The following is an 18,705-nucleotide window of genomic DNA, read 5'->3' as shown; positions in this document are numbered from 1 at the left end:
CGGACGGATGGAATCCCACGCGTGACGGAGCACCCGACCTCCCACGAAACGCGGCAGGCCGCCCCGCCTGCCGCGGCCTCGGCGACCCCGCACCGGGGTCTGCCCGAGCCGGCGCCCTTCGGTACGGCCGCCGGCCCCCGCAGTTCGCCGGGGCAGCCGGCGCCACCCGGCTGCGGCCCGGCGGCGCCCCGGCCCGCCGGGGCGGCTGAGATGTCCGCCGCGGCGCCGCGCGGTGACGATTCTGCGTACGCCGCGGACGGCGGCCCCCGGCACGCCGCCGGCCACGGACCGGCGGGCGGCGGACCGGACGACGGGCTGGAGGGCCGGGGCGAGGAGCCCGGCGCCGGCCGGCCGCGCTCGCGCACCGACGGGCCGCCCGTGGTACCGCCGCCCGCCGCCCCGTACGGCGTGCCGGTGGAGTCCGGCGCGCGCGGCGGTGAGCCCGAGCGGGCCGGCGGCCGCGAGGCGCCGCCCGCCAGGTCGGCGCACCCCGCGCAGACGGCCGAGAGCGCCGAGGTGCTGGCGGCCCGTCAGGCGGGCGGCGACCGGCTGCGCTTCATCGGCGCCGCGCCCCGGCGGATCGCCCGCGGCATAGACCTCGACGAGATCGTGCTGGGGCTGTGCCGGGCGACCGTGCCGACGTTCGCCGACGCCATCCTGGTGTACCTGCGCGACCCGCTGCCGGTGGGCGACGAACGGCCGACCGGCCCGGTGGTGCTGCGGCTGCGCCGTACCGACCGGATCCCCGAGGAGCCGGACACCAACGGCGGCCGCCTGCCGATGCTGCCCGCGCAGCCGGACCTGAGCCCGGCGATGGGCGGCAGCGCGGCGGAGCTGTCCGAGGTGCTGCCGGGCGGGCCGCTGGCGGAGGTGCTGCGCGGCGTACGGCCGCTGTTCGGCGAGGCCCAGGCGGCGCGCGCCGCGCTGCCCGAACTGCTCGGCCCGCTCACCCACCTGCCCACCGGACACCGGGTGGTCCTGGCGCCGCTGCGCGGCCGCCGCCGGGTGATCGGCGCGGCGGTGTTCCTGCGCCGTCCCGACCGCCCGGCCTTCGAGGCGGACGACCTGCTGGTGGCGGCGCAGCTGGCGACGCACACCGCGCTGGGCGTGGACAAGGCGGTGCTGTACGGGCGCGAGGCGTACATCGCGGACGCGCTCCAGCGCACGATGCTGCCGGACTCGCTGCCGCAGCCCACCGGCGTGCGGCTGGCCAGCCGCTACCTGCCCGCCGCCGAGACGGCCCGGGTGGGCGGCGACTGGTACGACGCGATCCCGCTGCCCGGCAGCCGGGTGGCCCTGGTGGTCGGTGACGTCATGGGCCACTCCATGACCTCGGCGGCGATCATGGGCCAGCTGCGCACCACCGCGCAGACGCTGGCCGGTCTCGACCTGCCGCCGCAGGAGGTGCTGCACCACCTCGACGAGCAGGCGCAGCGGCTCGGCTCCGACCGGATGGCGACGTGCCTGTACGCGGTCTACGACCCGGTGGCGCACCGCATCATGGTCGCCAACGCCGGGCACCCGCCGCCCGTGATGCTGCACCGCGGCGGGCGCGCCGAGGTGCTGCGGGTGCCGCCGGGCGCGCCGATCGGCGTGGGCGGGGTGGACTTCGAGGCGGTCGAGCTGGACGCCCCGGCGGGCGCCACGCTCGTCCTGTACACGGACGGCCTGGTCGAATCCCGTATCCGGGACGTGTGGACCGGGATAGAGCAGCTGCGCGAGCGGCTGACGGAGACGGCCCGGCTGACCGGGCCCAACCCGCCGCCGCTGGAGCCGCTGTGCGACGAGGTGCTGGACATGCTCGGGCCGGGCGACCGGGACGACGACATCGCGCTGCTCGCGGCCCGCTTCGACGGGATCGCGCCGAGCGATGTCGCGTACTGGTACCTGGACCCGAAGGCGCAGACGGCGGGGCAGGCGCGCCGCTTGGCCCGCAGGGCGCTGTCGCGGTGGGGCCTGGAGGAGCTGACCGACCAGTTGGAGCTGCTGGTCAGCGAGGTGGTGACGAACGCGGTGCGGTACGCGGAGCGGCCGATCACGCTGCGGCTGCTGCGGACGGACGTGCTGCGCTGCGAGGTCGGCGACGATGTGCCGCAGCTGCCCCGGCTGCGTCAGGCGCGCCCGTCCGACGAGGGCGGTCGCGGCCTGTATCTGGTCAACCGGATGGCCCGGCGCTGGGGCGCGACGCGCCTGAGCACGGGGAAGGTGGTGTGGTTCGAGCTGTCCATGCCGTTCGGGGGCGCGCAGGAGGGCGCGCTGTAACGGTGCGCCCCCGGGCGTGCGCGGGCGCACGGGTACCGCCGGAGCGCACAACCGATCCCGCCGCGCCCGGACTCCGTCCCGAACTGGACCGCGTCCAACGGTTGCCGACACCGCGTCGGCGGAGTTGACTTCTGAGGTGCACGAGGGACTGACGACCCCACCTCCGGGAGGCGCTCCTTCATGACCAGTTCCGCGCACGACGTCCCGCGTACGACCAACAACGCCGGCATCCCGGTCGAGAGCGACGAGCACTCGCTCTCCGTCGGCCCGGACGGCCCGCTCCTGCTCCAGGACCACTACCTCATCGAGAAGATGGCCCAGTTCAACCGCGAACGGGTGCCCGAGCGGGTGGTGCACGCCAAGGGCAGCGGCGCGTACGGCTTCTTCGAAGTGACCAACGACGTGAGCCAGTTCACCAAGGCGGACCTCTTCCAGCCGGGCCGCCGCACCGAGATGCTGGCCCGCTTCTCGACGGTCGCGGGCGAACAGGGCTCGCCGGACACCTGGCGCGACCCCCGCGGCTTCGCGCTGAAGTTCTACACCGAGCTCGGCAACTACGACCTGGTCGGCAACAACACGCCGATCTTCTTCGTGCGGGACACGATCAAGTTCCAGGACTTCATCCGCTCGCAGAAGCGCCGCCCCGACAGCGGGCTGCGCGACCACGACATGCAGTGGGACTTCTGGACGCTGTCGCCCGAGTCGGCCCACATGGTCACCTGGCTGATGGGCGACCGCGGCATCCCGAAGACGTACCGTCACATGAACGGCTACGGCTCGCACACGTACATGTGGGTCAACGGCGGCGGCGAGCGGTTCTGGATCAAGTACCACATCAAGACCGACCAGGGCGTCGACTTCCTCACCCAGGAGGACGCCGACCGGCTGGCGGGCGAGGACGCCGATCTGCACCGCCGCGACCTGCACGATTCCATCGCGGCCGGCGACGCCCCCACGTGGACGATGTACGTGCAGGTCATGCCGTTCGACGACGCGCCGGACTACCGTTTCAACCCGTTCGACCTGACCAAGGTGTGGCCGCACGGCGACTACCCGCTCATCGAGGTCGGCCGGATGACGCTGGACCGCAACCCGGAGGACTTCTTCGTCCACATCGAGCAGGCCGCGTTCGAGCCGTCCAACATGGTGCCGGGCATCGGCCCCTCGCCGGACAAGATGCTGCTGGGGCGGCTGTTCTCCTACCCGGACACCCACCGCTACCGCATCGGCCCGAACTACGCGCAGCTGCCGCCGAACCGCCCGCACGCCACGGTCAGCTCCTACGCGAAGGACGGCCCGATGCGCTACGAACCGGCGCACACGGGGGCGGTGTACGCGCCGAACTCATACGGCGGCCCGGCGGCCGACACGCGCAACTTCGGCGACCCGGCGGGCTGGCACTCGGCGGGCGAGATGGTGCGCGAGGCATACAGGCTGCGCCGCGACGACGACGACTGGAGCCAGGCCGGCACCCAGGTGCGGCAGGTGCTGGACGACGCCGCGCGGAGCCGGCTGGTGGACAACATCGTCGGGCACCTGTCGCAGGGCGTGAGCCGCCCGGTGCTGCTGCGCGCCCTCCAGTACTGGCGCAACGTCGACAAGGCGCTCGGCGACCGGATCGCCGCGCGGTTCGACGGCGGCTGAGCCGGGCCCGTACCGGCGGCCCGCCCGTACGCGAAAAGACCGGACGCGAAAAGGCCGTGGCCCCCACCAGGTGGTGGGGGCCACGGCACGGCGGTGTCAGGCGGCCGTCACCCGAAGTCGTCGAAGCCGCCCGGCCGGTTGTTGCGGCCGCTGCCGCCACCGTCGGCCGTCGGGCTGGCCGGAGGCGTCTCCGTCGGCTTCGAGGGCGTCCGCGACGGGGTACGCGACGGCGTCTGGGACGGCGTCTGCGACGGCGTTTGCGACGGGGAGTGCGACGGCGTCTGCGACGGGGAGTGCGACGGGCTCTGGGTCGGCGTCTGCGAGGGGGTGACGGTCGGCTGCGGGGTGTTGGCCGGTGCCACCCCGGCGCCGAGGTCGGTGTCCAGGTCGAACTTGCCCCCGGAGTCGTCGCCGATCGCGGCGGCGGTGTACGCGGCCCAGACCTCGGCCGGGTAGCCGCCGCCGTTGACGCGACCGCCGCCGCCGGTGCCCTTGAGCGTGACCTGCTTGCCGCCCTTGGCCTCCTCGCCGAACATGCCGACCGCGGTGACCAGCTTGGGCGTGTAGCCGACGAACCAGGCCGACTTGTTGTCGTCGGAGGTGCCGGTCTTGCCCGCCGCCTGGTAGCTGGTGTTGCCGATCGCGGACTTGGCCGTACCGTCGTTGACCACGCCGCGCAGCACGGAGGTGACGGTGTCGGCGGTGCCGCGGGTCATCACCTGGGCGCCGACGGGGTCGGGCAACTCGGTCTCCTGCGAGCCGTGCTCGGCCTTGACGACGAGGGCCGGCTCGACCTTCTTGCCGTGGTTGTCGAGGGTGGCGTAGGCGCCGGCCATCTGGAGCGGGCTGGCGCCCATGGTGCCGAGCGTCATGGCGGGCTTGACCGGCATCTTGCCGTCCAGGCCCAGGCCGACGGCGGTCTTCTTGACCTCGTCCAGGCCCACGTCCACGCCCATCTGCGCGAAGACGGCGTTGACGGAGTTGTTGGTGGCCTGCTGGACGGTGATCTTCCCGTACGAGTGCTCGTCCTCGTTGGGCGGCGCGAAGCCGACGGGGCCGCTCTTGCCCACGACCGGGCGGCGGTTGCGGCCGTCGTAGACCGTGTCGGGCGTGATCGGGACGCCGGACTGGGTCTTGGCGTGGTTCTCCAGGGCCGAGGCGAGGACCAGCGGCTTGAAGGTGGAGGCAGGCTGGTAGTCCACGCGGGTCGCGTTGTTGCGGTAGTGCTTGGTGTAGCCCGCGCCGCCGTACATGGCCACCACGCGCCCGTTGCCCGGATCGACCGAGACGGCGCCGAGCTGGGCGTCCGCGTCCACCTTGCGGCGGGCCGGGTCGAGGTCGTCGGTGAGCTTGCGCTTGACGGCCTTCTCCAGTTCCTGCTGCTTCTTCTTGTCGATGCCCAGGGTGATGTTCCAGCCGCCGGCCATCAGCTCCTTCTCGTCGACGCCCTTGGCGATCAGCTCGTCGTTGGCGGCGTTGATGAAGTAGCCGATCTGGCCGGCCACGCCGGGCAGCGGCTTGGGCTTGTTGGGCTCCTGGAACTTCTGCTTCTGCCGGTCGTCGGCGCTCAGCCACTTCATCTCGACCATGTTGTCGAGGGTGTACGCCCAGCGCTCCTGCACCCGCTTCTTGCCGGCGTCGGAGGCGATGGCCCAGTCGTACTGGCTCGGCGCCTGGAGCAGGGAGGCCAGGTAGGCGCCCTGGCTGACCGTCAGCTTGTCCACGTCCACGCCGTAGTACGCCTGGGCGGCGGCCTGGATGCCGTAGGCGCCGCGGCCGTAGTAGCTGGTGTTCATGTACCCGGCGAGGATGTCCTTCTTGTCGAGCTTGTTGTCGACCTTCAGGGAGATGACGATCTCCTGCAGCTTGCGGCTGACCGTCTGTTCCTGGCTCAGGTAGTAGTTCTTGACGTACTGCTGGGTGATGGTGGAGCCGCCCTGCTTGCCCTGGCCCCTGAGGGTGTTGAGGATGCCGCGCAGGGTGCCCTTCATGTCGACGCCCGAGTCCTGGTAGAAGGTCTTGTTCTCGGCCGCGACGAAGGCGTGCTGGACGGGCTCGGGGACCTGGTCGATCTTGACCATCTCGCGGTTCTTCGCGCCCTTGCGGGCCATGATCGAGCCGTCGGCGTACTTGTAGACGTTGCTCTGGAGGGTGGCGTCGGCGTTGGCCTCGTCGGGCACGTCCACGTACAGGTACAGGCCGACGAAGCCGAGGATGCCCAGCAGGCACACGCCGAGGAAGGCCCCGAGGAGCTTCTTCCAGGTGAAGAAGCGGCGTATGCCGCCTTTCTTGCCCTTCGACTTCGCCCGGCGTTTACGCCCCTGAGCCGCTCGCCTCGCGTCCGCTCGCCCCATCGCTCCCGCAACTCCAGTCGTTCCGCCCCCAATACTCAGCTCACGAAGCTAACACCGCATCTGTCAACAAATGCTCATCGATCAAGGCTTTTCCCGACGTGACAAAGAGCACCCGGCCTGGGGGAACCGTTCCACGGAGGATGCCGTACCAGCCTGAGAAGGCTCTTAAAGTGATAGCACTTTGATAAGCTGGCGACAGCACGTAGGAAGACACGGCACCGGCCGCCGCACCGACCAGGCGGCGGCCGACGAGAAACGGGGAGAGAGCATGACCGACCAGACACCGGCCGGCGGCGGCGACGGGACGAACGGCGGCGCCGGCCTCGCGGCCGACGCCCCGGAGATGCCGCAGCCCCGGGTACGCGAGACGGTGGCGCACAGCATCCCGGGCGGCCTCGGCCTGCTGCTCACCGTCCTCGGCGCGTTCGCCGGGCTGGGCATGATCATCGGTGGTGGCGTACTCGCCTCGGGCGGGAACAAGGCGGCGGGCGTGCCGCTGGTCATCGTCGGCGTCCTGCTGCTGGTGGGCTCGCTGTTCTGCATGACCGGGGTGAAGATGGTCGCCCCCGGCGAGGCCCGGGTCATCCAGCTCTTCGGGCGCTATGTCGGCACCATCCGCGAGGACGGCCTGCGCTGGGTCAACCCGCTCACCACCGCCCGCAAGATCTCCACCCGCGTGCGCAACCACGAGACCGCGGTCCTGAAGGTCAACGACGCCTACGGCAACCCGATCGAGCTGGCCTCCATCGTCGTGTGGAAGGTCGAGGACACCGCGCAGGCGCTCTTCGAGGTGGACGACTTCCTGGAGTTCGTCGCCACCCAGACCGAGGCGGCCGTGCGGCACATCGCGATCGAGTACCCGTACGACGCGCACGACGAGGACGCCCTGTCGCTGCGCGGCAACGCCGAGGAGATCACCGAGAAGCTGGCGGTCGAGCTGACCGCCCGGGTGCACGCCGCGGGCGTACGGATCATCGAGTCCCGCTTCAGCCACCTCGCGTACGCGCCGGAGATCGCCTCGGCGATGCTCCAGCGGCAGCAGGCCGGCGCCGTCGTGGCGGCCCGCCAGCAGATCGTCGAGGGCGCGGTCGGCATGGTCGAGATGGCGCTCGCCCGCATCAGCGAGCAGGACATCGTGGAACTGGACGAGGAACGGAAGGCGGCCATGGTGAGCAATCTGATGGTGGTGCTGTGCGGCGACCGCGCCGCGCAGCCCGTACTGAACACCGGATCCCTCTACCAGTGAGCGAGGGCGGCTCCCCGGAAGCGCCCAGGGACGCTTCCGGGGCCGCCGGACCGGCGGACGAGGACCCGGCGCCCAAGCGGCGGCCGCAGCGGCGCAAGCAGATGCTGCTGCGGCTCGACCCGCTGGTGCACGACGCGCTCGCGCGCTGGGCCGACGACGAGCTGCGCAGCGCCAACGCGCAGATCGAATTCCTGCTGCGCAAGGCCCTGGCGGACGCGGGCCGGCTGCCGAAGGGCGCGGGTGCCCTGCCCCGGCGGGGCCGGCCACCGAAGGCCGCGGAGCCCGGGGAGCCGGAGCCTCCGTAGTGGCCGGGCCGCGCGCGTGGCGCCGGATGCCGGGAGCCCCGGGTACGAGGCGGGGCTCCCGGCGTTTCGCGAGCCGGTATACACCGCAGGTATACACGCCATGTAGAGTGCCGTCATGTCCACTGGGGCACGCTGGGAACCCCACCCGGTACGCCCCGGACGCGTCCTCCGGCAGCGCCCCCGGCCCTGCCGGGACGGCACCTGTCCGCACCATCGGAGGCCCTCGTATGACCCCGGCCGGTTCTCTTCTCAGGGCCAGCGCGCTGCACAAGGCGTACGGCTCGACCCCCGCGCTCGACGGCGCGGAGTTCTCCATCCACCCCGGCGAGGTCGTGGCCGTCATGGGCCCCTCGGGCTCCGGCAAATCGACGCTGCTGCACTGCCTGGCCGGGATCGTCCGCCCGGACTCCGGCAGCGTGCTCTACGACTCGCGCGACCTCACCCGGATGTCCGACGCGCAGCGCAGCGCCCTGCGCCGCTCCGACTTCGGCTTCGTCTTCCAGTTCGGCCAGCTGGTCCCCGAACTGACCTGCGTCGAGAACGTGGCGCTGCCGCTGCGCCTGAACGGCGTCAAGCGCAAGGAGGCCGAGGCGCGCTCACTGGAGTGGCTGGAGCGGCTGGAGGTCGGCGAGGTCCGGGCCAAGCGGCCCGGCGAGGTCTCCGGCGGCCAGGGCCAGCGCGTCGCGGTCGCCCGCGCCCTCGCCGCCCGCCCCCGCGTGATCTTCGCCGACGAACCCACCGGCGCCCTCGACTCCCTCAACGGCGAACGCGTGATGAGCCTGCTGACCGACGCGGCGCGCAGCACCAACGCCGCCGTCGTCCTGGTCACCCACGAAGCCCGGGTCGCCGCCTACTCCGACCGCGAGATCGTCGTCCGCGACGGCAAGGCCAGGGAAATGGCGGGCACCGTATGACCGCCGTCGACCACCGCCCCGGCGCCACGGACCACGGCGGATCCCCCGCCAAGGCCCCGGCCGGCCTCGCCGCCTGGGTCCGCGACCTCGTCATGGGCATGCGCTTCGCCGTCGCCAGCGGCCGCGAGGGCTGGACCCGCACGGCGCTGACCGCCATCGGCGTCGGCCTCGGCGTGGCGCTGCTGCTGGGCGCCTCCTCCGTACCGAACCTGCTGGCCAACCGCACCGACCGCGGCCACGCGCGCGACATCCAGTACTCCGAGAAGCAGGCGAAGTCCTCCGACAGCACCGTCCTGTACCAGAAGCTGGGATCGAAGTTCCGCGGAACGGACGTGGACGGCGTCCTCCTGCGCCCTGACGGCAACCACCCCGTGCTGCCGCCCGGCGTGGACAAGATGCCCGGCCCCGGCGAGGTGGTGGTCTCGCCCGTACTGAAGAAGCTGCTGGAGTCGCCGGACGGCAAGCTGCTGCACGACCGGCTGCCGTGGCGGGTGGTCGGCACCATCGGTGACGCGGGCCTGATCGGCCCGTACGAGCACTACTACTACGCGGGCAGCGCCGGCCTGACGCCGGAATCCGGCGCCACCCGCGTCGCCTCCTTCGGGACGCACGACGAGACCCCGCCGATGGACCCGATCCTGCTGGCGCTCGTCCTCGTGGGCTGCATCGTCCTGCTGATGCCGGTGTCCATCTTCATCGCCACCGCCGTCCGCTTCGGCGGCGAGCGCCGCGACCGGCGGCTGGCCGCGCTGCGCCTGGTGGGCGCCGACAACCGCATGACGCGCCGGGTCGCCGGCGGCGAGGCCCTGCTCGGTTCGCTGTTCGGACTGGTCGTGGGCGTCGGGCTGTTCCTGACCGGGCGGCAGTTCATCGACGCGATCGGCATCAACAGCCTGAACGCCTTCCCCGCCGACATGACACCGGTGCCCGCCCTGGCCGTCCTGATCGCGCTGGCCGTACCGGCGTCCGCCGTCGCCGTCACGCTCTTCGCGCTGCGCGGCATCGCCATCGAGCCGCTGGGCGTCGTGCGCAGCGCCGTCCCGCGCCGGCGCCGGGTGTGGTGGCGGCTGCCGATCCCGCTCGTGGGGCTGGGAATGCTGGCGGCGTACGGCCGCATCGACGAGAACGCGCGGTCCATCAACGCGTTCCAGATCGGCGGCGGCGCGATCCTGACGCTGCTGGGCCTGACCATGCTGCTGCCCTGGCTGGTGGAAGCGGTCGTGGCGCGCCTGCACAGCGGCCCGGTCCCCTGGCAGCTGGCCACCCGCAGGCTCCAGCTGAGCAGCAGCAGCGCGGCCCGCGCGGTCAGCGGCATCACCGTCGCCGTGGCCGGTGCCATCGCGCTTCAGATGCTGTTCGCCTCCGTCGGCAGCGACTACGTCAAGGCCACCGGCCAGGACGCGTCCCGTGCGCAACTCCAGGTGATCCTGCCGGCCAGGGACGGCGCCGCCACACAGAAGATGATCGACGAATTCCGCGGGACCGAGGGGGTCAGCGGCACCATCGCCACCGTCCGGTCGCTGGTCTCCTCCGCCGGCAAGGAGCGCAACGAAGCGGGCCGCCCGCCGAGCGCCTCGCTCACGGTCGGCAGCTGCGAGACCCTGCGCGAGGTCGCCCGCCCCGCCTCGTGCAAGGACGGCGACGTCTTCCAGGTCGAGAACGGGGATCCCGACTCCTACGTCGACGAGGAACTGCCCAAGGTCGTACGCCCCGGTGCCGGGGTGCTCCTCAACGGAATCGACGAAGCCGGCAAGATCAAGGGCAAGCCCAGCGTGTGGACCCTGCCCCGGACGATCCCCAAGATCGCCGCCCGGCTCGACCCGAACGGCGACCGGACCGCCGGCCTGTTCGCCACCCCGGGAGCGGTCGACGTCAAGAAGCTGGACCATCCCATGGCGCAGGCCATGGTGCGGCTGGACCCGGCCGTCCCGGACGCCGCCGAGCACGCCCGCAACACCGCGGCCCGCATCGACCTGGCGGCCAACGTCTTCCAGCTGTCGAACACCAAGGCCGACCCGCGCTTCGCGAGCGTGCGCAACGGCCTGCTGATCGCGTCCGTCGCGACCATGGTGCTGATCGCCGCCAGCATGCTGGTCACCACCCTGGAGCAGCTGCGCGAACGCCGCCGTCTGCTGTCGGTCCTGGTGGCCTTCGGCACCCGGCGCGGCACGCTCGCCTGGTCGGTGCTGTGGCAGACCGCCATCCCCATGGCCCTCGGCCTGGCGCTCGCGGTCGCCGGCGGCCTCGGGCTCGGCCGGGTGCTGCTGACGCTGACCGGCCAGAGCGGCATGGACTGGTCGGCGGTGTGGCCGCTGCCGCTGGTCGGCGCCGGTCTGGTGCTGCTCGTCACGCTGCTCAGCATGCCGCCGCTGTGGCGCATGATGCGCGCGGACGGGCTGCGTACGGAGTGACCCATCAGCCGCTCCCGGGGCCCGCGGCACGCGGGCCCCGGGAGCGGCGCGGGGCTATGTGCTCCGCGTATACACCGTGGCTGTACGTACGAAGTAAGGTGGTCGGCATGTCAATCGGTCATACGCTTCTGGGCCTCCTGGAATCCGGCCCCCGCCATGGCTACGACCTCAAGCGGGCGTTCGACGAGCACTTCGGCCACGACCGCCCGCTGCACTACGGACAGGTCTACTCGACCATGTCCCGGCTGCTGAAGAACGGCCTCGTCGAGGTGGACGGCGTCGAGGCGGGCGCGGGACCCGAGCGCAAGCGCTACGCCATCACGGACGCCGGCGTCACCGACGTCGCCCAGTGGCTGGCCCGGCCCGAGAAGCCCGAGCCGTACCTCCAGTCGACGCTCTACACGAAAGTGGTCCTCGCGCTGCTCACCGGCCGCGACGCCGCCGAGCTGCTGGACACCCAGCGCACCGAGCACCTGCGGCTGATGCGCGGCCTGACCGAGCGCAAGCGCAAGGGCGACCTCGCCGACCAGCTCATCTGCGACCACGCCCTGTTCCACCTGGAGGCCGACCTGCGCTGGCTGGAGCTGACCGCGGCGCGCCTGGACAAGCTGGCCTCGGTGATCGCCTCGTGATGCCCGCGGGCTCGCTGCTGGCCGCCGAGGGACTGCACAAGGCGTACGGGCAGACCTCCGCGCTGGACGGAGTGGACTTCTCCATCCACCCCGGCGAGGTCGTCGCCGTCATGGGCCCCTCGGGCTCCGGAAAATCAACCCTGCTGCACTGCCTGGCGGGCATCGTCCTGCCGGACTCCGGCACCGTCCGCTACGGCGACCACGACGTGACGCGGCTGAGCGACGCGCAGCGCAGCGCCCTGCGCCGCTCCGACTTCGGCTTCGTCTTCCAGTTCGGCCAGCTGGTCCCCGAACTGACCTGCCTGGAGAACGTGGCGCTGCCGCTGCGCCTGAACGGCGTCAAGCGCAAGGAGGCGCAGCGGCACGCCCGCGAGTGGCTGGAGCGCCTGGAGGTCGAGGACACCGGGGCCAAGCGGCCCGGCGAGGTCTCCGGCGGCCAGGGCCAGCGCGTCGCGGTCGCCCGCGCCCTCGCCGCCCGCCCCCGCGTGATCTTCGCCGACGAACCCACCGGCGCCCTCGACTCCCTCAACGGCGAACGCGTGATGAGCCTGCTGACCGACGCGGCGCGCGACACCAACGCCGCCGTCGTCCTGGTCACCCACGAGGCCCGGGTCGCCGCCTACTCCGACCGCGAGATCGTCGTCCGCGACGGCAAGGTGAAGGACATGCTGGCGGGCCTCATATGAGCCCGGCCGCGGCACCCGGCCCGGCCGCCGCCCGCGCCCCGATCGGCACCGCCGGATGACCTTGCTCGGCCCGCGCACCAACGGCGGACGCGCCGGGCGCGGCGCCCCGCCGGGCGGTCACCGCCGGCCCACGCTCCCGGCCGTGCCCCACTCCCCGCCCACCGGCCCCGCCGCCTGGGCCCGTGACCTGGTCATGGGGCTGCGCTTCGCGGCCGGCGGCGGCCGCGAGGGCTGGATCCGCACGGTGCTGAACGCCGTCGGCGTCGGCCTCGGCGTCGCCGTACTGCTGCTCGGCGCTTCGGTGCCCTCGCTGCTCGACTCCTGGCACGGCCGGGAGAAGGCGCGCGAGAACCTGGGCCAGGAGCACGAGCCGCGGCCCGCCGACGACACGCTGCTGTACGCCCACGCCGACACCCGCTTCCACCACCAGAACATCCGCGGCAGGCTCGTCCGGCCCGACGGGGCCCACCCGCCGAAGCCACCGGGGGTCGCCGCGCTCCCCGGACCCGGCACCATGCTGGTCTCACCCGGCCTCAAGGAGCTGCTGGACTCCCCCGGCGGCAAGGCGCTGCGCGAACGGCTGCCGTACCGCGTGGTCGGCACCATCGGTGACGCCGGACTCCAGGGCCCGGCCGAGCTGACCTACCTCGCGGGCAGCGGCACGCTGACCGAGCGGCTCGCCTCCCGCATCGACCACTTCGGTTCGCGGTACGTCGACCGCCCGATGCGGGCCCCCGCGGTGGTGCTGGTGATCATGACGTGTGTGGCGCTGCTGACGCCGGTCATGGTCTTCATCGGTACCTCCGTACGGTTCGGCGGCGAACGCCGCGACCACCGGCTCGCCGCGCTGCGCCTGATCGGCACGGACATCCGTACGACCCGCCGGATCGCCGCCGGCGAGGTGCTGCTCGGCTCGCTGGCGGGCCTGGTGCTCGGCGCCGCGTTCTTCCTCGGGGGCCGGCAGTTCGCCTCGGTCGTCACCCTGTGGGACATCAACGTCTTCCCGTCGGACGTCGCCCCCGACCCGGTGCTGGCCACGCTGATCGCGGTACTGGTGCCGTCGGCCGCCGTCCTGGTCACGCTGTTCGCGCAGCGCGGGGTGACCGTCGAACCGCTGGGCGTCGTCCGCAACCGGCCGGCCGTGCGCCGCCGGCTGTGGTGGCGCCCGCTGGTGCCGCTGGCCGGCGCCGGGCTGCTGCTCACCGTCTCGCGCGACGGCGACCGGGTGGACAGCGCGCTCAACACCTCCCGGCTCGCGATCGGCGCGACGCTGCTGCTGCTCGGTGTCACCGCGCTGCTGCCGTGGCTGGTCGAAGCGGTGGTCCGGCGGCTGCGCGGCGGCCCGGTCCCCTGGCAGCTGGCCACCCGCCGGCTCCAGCTGAACAGCGGCGCGGCCACCCGCGCGGTCGGCGGCATCACCGTCGCGGTCGCCGGGGCCATCGCCGTCCACATGCTCTTCACCGGCATGCAGGCCGGCTTCGCGGACAGCTACGCCCGTACCGGCCGCCCGGTGGTCGAGATGACCGGGGGCGCCGACGGCTGGCGGCAGACCCGTGACGCGGTCCGGCAGCTGCGCGAGACCGACGGGGTCCGCTGGGCGGGCGGCACCATCGAGACGTCCGTCTCGGCGGCGGGCGACCGGGGCCGTGTCATGGAAGGCAGCGACTTCCGCATGACGGACAGCGCCCATGTCACGGTCGGCGACTGCGCCGAACTGGCCCGGCTGGCCGACCTCGGCTCCTGTGCGGACGGCGACGTCTTCCTCACCGACAACCTGGCCAATGTCCCCTTCGCCAAGCCGGGAGCCCGGCTCAACCTCGACCCGCCCGAGGGCACCGGGCCCGCCCGCCCGCCGCAGCTGTGGACGCTGCCCGCCTCGGCCCGCGTCGTGCACGCCAGGGCGGACACCGACGGCCTGGCCGTCCACGGCATCCTGATCACCCCGTCCGCGGTGGACATCGGCCGTATCCACCGCCCGCTGATGCACCTGACGGCCGGTTACGACGCGGACGAGCCGGACACACTGGAACACATCCGCACCACCGCCGCGCGCGTCGACCCGACGCTGGCCGTGGTCTCGATGGCCGAGAACCGGCACGACGGCCAGTACGAGAGCCTGCGCACCTGCCTGTTCGCCGGCGCCGTGATCACCCTGCTGCTGATCGGCGCGGGCCTGGTCGTCTCCACCGTCGAGCAGCTGTACGAGCACCGGCGCCTGCTGTCGGCGCTGGACGCGTTCGGCACCCGGCGCGCCGTCCTCGGCTGGTCGGTCATGTGGCAGACCGCGATCCCGGTGGCGCTGGGCCTGGCGCTCGCCGTGGCGGGCGGGCTGGCGCTGGGCACGCTGCTGCTCCGGATGATCGACAGTTCGGTGTTCGTGGACTGGCCGGTGGTGGCCGGCATGGCGGGCGCCGGCGGCGTGGTGGTCCTCCTCGTGACCCTGCTCAGCCTCCCGCCGCTGTGGCGGATGATGCGGCCGGACGGCCTGCGAACGGAGTGAACCGACAGGTGTACGACCACCGACGGCGCCCGGTCCGCCGCTGGTGCCGCGACGTCGCCATGGGGGCGCGCTTCGCGGTCAGCGGCGGCCGTGCGGGCTGGATCCGTACGGCCCTGACCGCGCTGGGAGTGGGGCTGGGCGTCGCCGTACTGCTGGTCGCCGCGGCCGTGCCGCACGCCGTCGGCACCGCCGTCGCCCGCGACCACGCCCGCGACGACACCCTGACCCGCACCTCGCCCGCCTCCGCCCGCACGGTGCTGGTCGCCCGGACCGACAGCGGCTACCACCAACAGAACGTACGCGGGCGCCTGGTGCAGCCCGAAGGGGACCGGCCCGCCCTCCCGCCCGGCGTACCGCGCCTGCCGGGGCCCGGCGAGATGGTCGTCTCACCAGCCCTCGCCGACCTGCTGGCCTCCCCGGACGGCGCGGTGCTGCGCGAGCGCTTCGCCGACGTCCGCGTCGTGGGGCGCATCGGCGACGAGGGGCTGGCCGGGCCGGGCGAACTCGCGTACTACCGGGGGACGGACCGGCTCTCCGGCGCCGGCCCCGAAGCGGCACGGATCGCCTCCTTCGGACGCGACGTCGACGCGCCCTTCACCACCAACCCGCAGCTGGTGACGGCGCTCCTCGTCGGGTCCGTCGCGCTGCTCGCCCCGGTGGCCGTGTTCATCGCGGCCGCCGTGCGCTTCGGCGGTGAGCGCCGGGACCGGCGGCTGGCGGCGCTGCGGCTGGTGGGCACCGACCGGTCCACGACCCGGCGGATCGCGGCCGGCGAGGCGCTGGCCGGGTCGCTGCTGGGCCTGCTGGCCGGCGCCGTCCTCTTTCTCGCCGCCCGGTACCCGCTGGCCCGGATACGGGTGCTGGGCCTCGGCGTCTTTCCCCGCGACGTCGTGCCCGACCCGTGGCCGGCCGCCCTGGTCGTGCTGGCCGTTCCGGTCGTTTCGGTCGGCGTCGCCCTGTTCACGATGCGCCGGGTCACGGTCGAGCCGCTCGGCGTGACCCGGTCGGCGCCGGTGGTGCGGCGCCGCCTGTGGTGGCGGCTGCTGACGCCCGCGGCGGGCGCCGCGCTGCTGTGGCCGGCGGCGGTCCGCGGCACGACGGTGGGCACCTGGGCCGGGATCCAGGTGGCCGCCGGCACCTCGCTGCTCCTGCTGGGTGTCGCTGCGGTGCTGCCGTGGCTGCTGGACGCCTCGGTCTCCCGGTTCGGCGGAGGCGGCGTACCGTCCTGGCAGCTCGCCGCGCGGCGCCTCCAGTTGAGCACGACTGCCGCCGCCCGCTCCGTCAGCGGCATCACCGTGGCGGTCGCCGGGGCCGTCGCGGTGCAGTTGCTGCTGGCCGGTATCGGGACGAACGACCTGCCCGAACCGTACCGCCCGTCCGACGGCAACCAGGTGCAGGTCGCCTCTTGGCAGCGGGTGCTGCCCGCGTCGCGTGCCCCGGAGGCGTACCACCGGCTGCGGGAGACCACCGGCGTGCGGGAGGCGTACGGCGCGTTGATCGACGGCGCGGGCCCGGTGCCGGCCCGGCCCAACAGGGCGGACGGCGTGTACGACCCGGAGCCGTACCGGCTGGCCGTCGCCGACTGTGACGCGCTGCGCCGGATGGCCAGGGTCGACCGGTGCGCCGACGGAGACGTGTTCCTGACCCGGGTCGGCGACATGCCGGAAGACACGGCGCCGCTTCCGGCCCCCGGCGCCCGGCTGGCCGTCGCCCCGGCGCCCGGCGGGCACCCCGCCTCCTGGACGGTCCCGGACACCGCACGCACCGTCGCCGCACGCGACAGCTTCTTCTCCCTGCACGGCGCCAACGTCCTCGCCACGCCCGGCGCCCTGGACCCCGCGCTGCTGCGGGCCCCGCTCACCGAGGTCGAGGTGCACCTCGACCCGGACCGGCCGGACGCGATCGAGTACGTACGCAATACGGCGGCGCGGATCGACCCGCGCCTGGGCGTGCTGCCGACGGGGGGCGCCGGGGGCACGCCCGGCCTGTACGACATGGTCCGCTCGGCGCTCCAGGCCGGTGCGGTGGCCGTGCTGTGCCTCATCGGCGGCGGCCTGCTCCTCTCCGCACTGGAGCAACTGCGGGACCGCGGACGGCTGCTGTCCGTCCTCGACGCCCACGGAACACCGCGCGGCACGCTCGGCCGGTCGGTGCTGTGGCAGACCGCCGTGCCCGTCGTACTCGGCCTGGCCCTGGCGGTCGGCTGCGGCCTGGGCCTCGGCGTCCTGCTGCTGCACCTGGTCAACCGCCCGGTGCTGCCGGACTGGACCGGCATCGCCGTCCTCACCGGCACGGCCGGCGCGGTGATCCTCGCGGTGACCGCGCTCAGCCTGCCGCTGCTGTGGCGGCTGATGCGGCCGGAGGGGCTGCGGACGGAGTAGGCGGTACGTGTAGGCGGTACGGGCTGCTACTCCGCGATCCGTACCGGCAGGCCCTTCATCGCCTCCCGCAGCGCGGCCGCGAACTCCTCGAACTCGGCCTGGCGGGCGGCGCCCGCCCGCATCGCCAGCGCGATCCGCCGCGACGGCGCCGGGTCGGCGAAGTACCCGGTCGTCAGCTGGTCGTTGCGCGCGGTCTCGACGCGCAGCGCGGTGCGCGGCAGCAGCGTCACTCCCAGGCCGCCCGCGACCAGCTGCACCAGGGTGGAGAGCCCCGCCGCGCTGGTCGTCACCGGCGCGCCCTCCTCGCGGCCCGCCTCCCGGCAGATGTCCAGCGCCTGGTCGCGCAGGCAGTGCCCCTCGTCCAGCAGCAGCAGGTCCATGTCCTTGAGCGCCTCGCGCGGGATGTCCCCGCGCCCGCCCAGCCAGTGGTCCTTGGGCGCGACCAGCACGAAGTCCTCGTCGAAAAGCGGCAGTTCGGCGATGGTGGGGGCGCCCAGCGGCACGGCGAGCAGCAGCAGGTCCAGCCGTCCCTGCTGGAGCCCGTCCAGGAGGGAGCCGGTCTGCTCCTCGTGCACCTGGAGGTCGAGGTCCGGGTACCGGTCGCGCACCAGCCGCAGGACGGTCGGCAGCAGATAGGGGGCCACGGTCGGGATCACGCCGAGCCGCAGTACGCCGGTGAACGGCGCGCGGGCCGCCTCCGCCTCCTCCAGCAGGTCACCGACCGCCTCCAGGACGGTACGGGCCCGGGCCGCGACCCGTTCCCCCGCCGGCGAGAGCAGCACCTTGCGGGTCGTACGCTCCAGCAGCTGCACCCCGAGGGCCTCCTCCAGGGCGGAGACGGCACCGGACAGCGCGGGCTGGCTCATGCCGATCTCGGCCGCCGCCTCACGGAAGTGCAGGTGTTCGGCCACGGCGACGAAGGCACGCAGCTGCGCCAGGCTGGGCTGCCGCGGCCGGGCCCCGGCGTGCGAGGGGGACGCCACCGATAGCCACCTCCGATCAACGCGATCCAGTCTAATGGCGCTCGGGCGCGTCCCGCGGAATGCGGACTTTCCGGGTGGCGGGTACGGGCGGCCGGCCCGTCGAATGCCGCATCGCGTTACCCGCGGGTTTCGGCGCCCGCGTCCGCCGGCGCGGGCCGGGAGAGCGGCGCGGGCATTACCACGGCAGGGAATCCCGCGGAGCGTTTTCCGGCGATCGCCGGGAGATTGGCCGCGACGTGCACCGGCTCGGATTCTCCGGGTCCGCGCCGCATTCCCCGGGCGGCACCAGGCCGTCCCACCCGCCACTTTCTGCCGGGGCGCCGCAGAGCCGTCTCCCCCACCGCTTCCGATACGGCACCGCTCCGTATACGATCCGTTCCGGATACG

12 protein-coding genes are annotated in these 18,705 nt (G+C 73.4%); 10 read left to right on the top strand and 2 right to left on the bottom strand.

Annotated features, from left to right (window positions below; translation table 11 throughout):
• Positions 1-21 precede the first annotated feature (21 nt).
• Both ACH4K4_RS11840 and ACH4K4_RS11835 read left to right on the top strand, forming a co-directional pair.
• The gene (locus ACH4K4_RS11840) at positions 22-2,262 is read left to right on the top strand and encodes a SpoIIE family protein phosphatase (RefSeq protein WP_398166670.1); all 2,241 of its coding nucleotides are present in this window, start codon (positions 22-24) and stop codon (positions 2,260-2,262) included.
• 180 nt (positions 2,263-2,442) lie between these two features.
• A complete protein-coding gene (locus ACH4K4_RS11835) occupies positions 2,443-3,906 on the top strand; it encodes a catalase (protein ID WP_398166668.1) in 1,464 nt (487 codons plus the stop codon).
• A gap of 107 nt (positions 3,907-4,013) precedes the next feature.
• Here ACH4K4_RS11835 and ACH4K4_RS11830 read toward each other — a convergent pair whose 3' ends face one another.
• Positions 4,014-6,260: a transglycosylase domain-containing protein gene (locus ACH4K4_RS11830; RefSeq protein ID WP_398166666.1), complete on the bottom strand. Its 2,247-nt coding sequence runs from the start codon at positions 6,258-6,260 to the stop codon at positions 4,014-4,016.
• A gap of 268 nt (positions 6,261-6,528) precedes the next feature.
• Between ACH4K4_RS11830 and ACH4K4_RS11825 the strand changes: the two genes are divergently transcribed.
• The 8 genes from ACH4K4_RS11825 (at position 6,529) to ACH4K4_RS11790 (ending at position 17,335) form a co-directional block, all read left to right on the top strand.
• Entirely contained in the window at positions 6,529-7,506 is a 978-nt protein-coding gene (locus ACH4K4_RS11825) for an SPFH domain-containing protein (RefSeq protein ID WP_398166665.1), read from the top strand.
• Complete coding sequence (locus ACH4K4_RS11820) at positions 7,503-7,811, top strand: hypothetical protein (protein WP_398029611.1); 309 nt, start codon at positions 7,503-7,505, stop codon at positions 7,809-7,811. Before ACH4K4_RS11825 ends, ACH4K4_RS11820 begins: the two co-directional genes overlap by 4 nt.
• A gap of 227 nt (positions 7,812-8,038) precedes the next feature.
• Positions 8,039-8,725 carry an ABC transporter ATP-binding protein gene (locus tag ACH4K4_RS11815; protein ID WP_398166663.1) on the top strand — a complete coding sequence of 229 codons (687 nt, stop codon included), beginning with the start codon at positions 8,039-8,041 and terminating at the stop codon, positions 8,723-8,725.
• Positions 8,722-11,136, top strand: a complete 2,415-nt coding sequence (locus tag ACH4K4_RS11810) for an ABC transporter permease (RefSeq protein WP_398166661.1) — start codon at positions 8,722-8,724, stop codon at positions 11,134-11,136. Before ACH4K4_RS11815 ends, ACH4K4_RS11810 begins: the two co-directional genes overlap by 4 nt.
• Positions 11,137-11,243: 107 nt before the next feature.
• Positions 11,244-11,768: a PadR family transcriptional regulator gene (locus tag ACH4K4_RS11805; RefSeq protein ID WP_398166659.1), complete on the top strand. Its 525-nt coding sequence runs from the start codon at positions 11,244-11,246 to the stop codon at positions 11,766-11,768.
• The gene (locus ACH4K4_RS11800; RefSeq protein ID WP_398166657.1) at positions 11,765-12,454 is read left to right on the top strand and encodes an ABC transporter ATP-binding protein; all 690 of its coding nucleotides are present in this window, start codon (positions 11,765-11,767) and stop codon (positions 12,452-12,454) included. The genes ACH4K4_RS11805 and ACH4K4_RS11800 overlap by 4 nt, the downstream gene beginning before the upstream one ends.
• 55 nt (positions 12,455-12,509) lie before the next feature.
• A complete protein-coding gene (locus ACH4K4_RS11795) occupies positions 12,510-14,954 on the top strand; it encodes an FtsX-like permease family protein (protein ID WP_398166656.1) in 2,445 nt (814 codons plus the stop codon).
• A gap of 8 nt (positions 14,955-14,962) precedes the next feature.
• The gene (locus tag ACH4K4_RS11790; protein WP_398166654.1) at positions 14,963-17,335 is read left to right on the top strand and encodes an FtsX-like permease family protein; all 2,373 of its coding nucleotides are present in this window, start codon (positions 14,963-14,965) and stop codon (positions 17,333-17,335) included.
• A gap of 26 nt (positions 17,336-17,361) precedes the next feature.
• Here ACH4K4_RS11790 and ACH4K4_RS11785 read toward each other — a convergent pair whose 3' ends face one another.
• Positions 17,362-18,318, bottom strand: a complete 957-nt coding sequence (locus tag ACH4K4_RS11785) for a LysR substrate-binding domain-containing protein (protein WP_398166652.1) — start codon at positions 18,316-18,318, stop codon at positions 17,362-17,364.
• Positions 18,319-18,705: the final 387 nt, after the last annotated feature.

The organism is Streptomyces sp. NPDC017529, from assembly GCF_044329785.1.
In the GTDB taxonomy this organism is placed as follows: domain Bacteria; phylum Actinomycetota; class Actinomycetes; order Streptomycetales; family Streptomycetaceae; genus Streptomyces.
Note: the sequence above shows the minus strand (reverse complement) of the source record. Positions and strands in the feature narration are given on the sequence as shown.

What these genes read in the sequence shown, in the direction of transcription:
- ACH4K4_RS11835 (WP_398166668.1), top strand. Translation starts at nt 2,443, where the DNA reads ATGACCAGTTCCGCGCACGACGTCCCGCGTACGACCAACAACGCCGGC.
- ACH4K4_RS11830 (WP_398166666.1), bottom strand. Translation starts at nt 6,260, where the DNA reads ATGGGGCGAGCGGACGCGAGGCGAGCGGCTCAGGGGCGTAAACGCCGG.
- ACH4K4_RS11825 (WP_398166665.1), top strand. Translation starts at nt 6,529, where the DNA reads ATGACCGACCAGACACCGGCCGGCGGCGGCGACGGGACGAACGGCGGC.
- ACH4K4_RS11815 (WP_398166663.1), top strand. Translation starts at nt 8,039, where the DNA reads ATGACCCCGGCCGGTTCTCTTCTCAGGGCCAGCGCGCTGCACAAGGCG.
- ACH4K4_RS11810 (WP_398166661.1), top strand. Translation starts at nt 8,722, where the DNA reads ATGACCGCCGTCGACCACCGCCCCGGCGCCACGGACCACGGCGGATCC.
- ACH4K4_RS11805 (WP_398166659.1), top strand. Translation starts at nt 11,244, where the DNA reads ATGTCAATCGGTCATACGCTTCTGGGCCTCCTGGAATCCGGCCCCCGC.
- ACH4K4_RS11795 (WP_398166656.1), top strand. Translation starts at nt 12,510, where the DNA reads ATGACCTTGCTCGGCCCGCGCACCAACGGCGGACGCGCCGGGCGCGGC.